Here is a 1,542-nt window from a genome sequence, read left to right on the forward strand (position 1 = left end):
GGGGGGGGGTGGGGGGTTGGGGCCGTCTCCCATCTACGGTCTACGCACCCCCGAACTCCCGGACGCCAACAATGTGCCCGCCGATATGGCGGTGCTCGCCCAGGGTGTGGAGAACGCTCTGGGCGGGGTCGCCATGAGCGGGTCGGGTCCATCTGGCCGATGGGTCCGGTTCGCCGACGGAACCCAAATCTGCTGGATCTCCACAACCCGCACCGATATCGCTATCACCAGCCCCTACGGGCCGCTGTTCACGAGCGAGTGGACATGGACCTACCCCGCAGCATTCAACGACACCCCCACAATCACCTGCTCCCGATTCCAGTCGGGCACCTCAGCATCATGGGGGACTGTCAAAGAAACGTACTCAACACAAGCCACGCTGCGCGCACTCGACGCCTACTCGCGTGCAGCGGGCACCGCCACCTACATCGCCGCCACAGCCATCGGGAGCTGGAAATAGCGCCCCCTCGCCCACAGTCGTCAGCGGCTGCGCACCCGAATAGGAGAACATCATGCCCGAGAATCCGACTCTGTACGATCGCACGGTGTGCTCGTGCATCATCGACACTGCACCCCTGATTGAGGCTGAGCTGCGCAAAATTGGGGCGATCAAGCGCGACCTGTCGGGGCTGATCACGCAGGGTGCGTACTCCACGAGTGTGTCTGCGTCGGCTGGCACTCACGCGGGTGGCGGGGTGATCGATGTCCGATACTCACTGACCGACACCGACGCGAAGCGGCGGGCATGGGCGGCGGGGGCCGCGATCGCTTTTCCCCGGACCCGCATTCTCGGGCTGTGGCCGTCGCATGGTCATGTGGTGTGGCGGGGCTGCCCGCATCTGGCTGCATCGGCCGCACGCCAGGTCACCTCCTATCTGGATGGGCGCAACGGGCTCAAAAGCAACGCACCGCTGGGCTATCCGGCGGTGCCGGTGCCGACTGTGCAGCAGATCCTCGCACCGAAACCCGCCCCGAAACCCCCCGCGCCGAAACCCGCGCCGCCGTCGCGGCCTCGGGTGTCGCTGGCTGATGTGCAGACCCAGGCCCGCCGCCGTCGGCGCTCAGTGTCCGAGCACGTGCGCACCGTGCAGCGGGCGCTGCTCGCCGAGAATATCCGCACCGTAGGCCCTGCTGATGGGTGGTGGGGGCCTCGGACGACGGAGGCGTATGCGTACTGGCAGCACTGGCTCGGGTACCGTGGCCGCGCCGCTGATGGTATCCCTGGCCGGGTGACGCTGGCCCGTCTCGGCCAGCGCCAGGGCTTTGACGTGGTGTCCTGACGTGTCTCGTCGGACAGCGATGCTCATGCTCGGCGTCCTGTGGGTGCTGATCGGGGTGTCACTGCTCGATGCTGGCGTCCCAGCCCGTGCCGAGCTGATCGACCTGCCCGACTGGCTACGAGCCGCCCTATGGGTCGCTGCCGGCGTGGTCGCGATCGCCACCGCCGGGCATGTGCGGGCATCGGTGTGGGGTCTGGCCGGGTTAGCCCTGGCTGCCTCGGAGCGGGCAGCGGCGTGGCTCGTCGCGTGGGCCGCCCACGAC

Annotated in this window: 3 protein-coding genes; all 3 read left to right on the top strand. The window is 67.9% G+C overall.

The window, feature by feature from the left end; translation table 11 throughout:
• Positions 1–460 (top strand): hypothetical protein (locus ACTNC3_RS11320; RefSeq protein WP_441227493.1); only part of this gene is annotated, 460 nt, incomplete at its 5' end.
• 52 nt (positions 461–512) lie between these two features.
• Positions 513–1,280 carry a hypothetical protein gene (locus tag ACTNC3_RS11325; RefSeq protein ID WP_441085565.1) on the top strand — a complete coding sequence of 256 codons (768 nt, stop codon included), beginning with the start codon at positions 513–515 and terminating at the stop codon, positions 1,278–1,280.
• Positions 1,281–1,305: 25 nt separating this feature from the next.
• The coding region (locus tag ACTNC3_RS11330; RefSeq protein ID WP_441227494.1) for a hypothetical protein at positions 1,306–1,542 on the top strand (237 nt) is incomplete at its 3' end.

This window comes from Oribacterium sp. HCP3S3_B9 (genome assembly GCF_052064255.1).
Taxonomy (GTDB): Bacteria; Bacillota; Clostridia; order Lachnospirales; family Lachnospiraceae; genus Oribacterium.